This is a genomic window from Actinomadura sp. WAC 06369 (genome assembly GCF_003947565.1).
GTDB classification, from domain to species: domain Bacteria; phylum Actinomycetota; class Actinomycetes; order Streptosporangiales; family Streptosporangiaceae; genus Spirillospora; species Spirillospora rifamycini.
The window spans coordinates 1-1,025 of sequence record NZ_QHJN01000384.1; the positions used below are offsets into that span (position 1 = coordinate 1).

The window sequence follows — 1,025 nt, forward strand, 5'->3', positions numbered from 1 at the left end:
CTAGGGCGTGTTTCGAAGTCCAGGGTGTGGCGGTGTGTCCTGATCGCTAAATAGTGAGGTCTCCGGTAGAGGGTTCATCGACCAAGAAGAACCTGAACACCGGAGACCTCGTGACCACCCTAGCGGTGACGAGGCGGTTCGACCTGACCGATGAGCAGTGGACGCGGCTGGAGCCGCTGCTGCCGGTCGCCAGAAAGCCGGGTCGGCCGTCGAAGTGGACGAAACGGCAGCTCATCGATGGGATCAGGTGGCGGGTGCGAGTCGGTGCACCCTGGCGGGACGTGCCGGAGTGCTATGGCTCCTGGCAGGCGGTGTACGGGTTGTTCCGCCGCTGGCAGCGGGCGGGAGTGTGGGCGCGGATCGTCACCGGCCTGCAGGCACGGGCCGACGCGGCGGGCGTGATCACGTGGGAGGTCAGCGTTGACTCCACGATCGCACGGGCGCATCAGCACGCGGCCGGCGCCCGCACCCGGCCGGACGAGCAGGCCGAACCGCCCGGCGGGATCGGCGACGAACCCGTCGATCACGCTCTGGGACGTTCGCGCGGCGGCCTGACGACCAAGATCCACCTGTCCTGCGAGCAGGGGCAGAGGGTGTTGTCCCTGCTGGTCACCGCCGGTCAGCGGGGCGACTCGCCGCAGTTCCGGCCTGTTCTGGAGCGGATCGGCGTGCCTCGGATGGGGCCGGGACGTCCTCGCAAGCGGCCTGATCGGGTCCGGGCCGACAAGGCTTACAGTTCCCGCGCCAACCGCGCCTACCTGCGTAGACGCGGGATCGGTTGCACGATTCCGGTCAAGGCCGACCAGGCCCGCCATCGCAGGAACCGGGGCAGCCGGGGTGGCCGGCCGCCGGCGTTCTGCGCGGTCGACTACCGGCAGCGCCATGCCGTCGAGTGCGGCATCAACCGGCTCAAACGGCACCGGGCCGTGGCCACCCGGTACGACAAGCTCGCCGTCCGCTACGAAGCGACCCTCCACATCGCTGTCATCAACGACTGGCTGACCTGCCTTTGAAACACGCCCTAG

General features: G+C 68.9%; 1 protein-coding gene. It reads left to right on the forward strand.

From position 1 onward, the window contains the following. The first annotated feature begins 125 nt into the window (after window positions 1-125). Complete coding sequence (locus DMH08_RS39595) at window positions 126-1,013, forward strand: IS5 family transposase (protein WP_199748241.1); 888 nt, start codon at window positions 126-128, stop codon at window positions 1,011-1,013. Window positions 1,014-1,025: the final 12 nt, after the last annotated feature.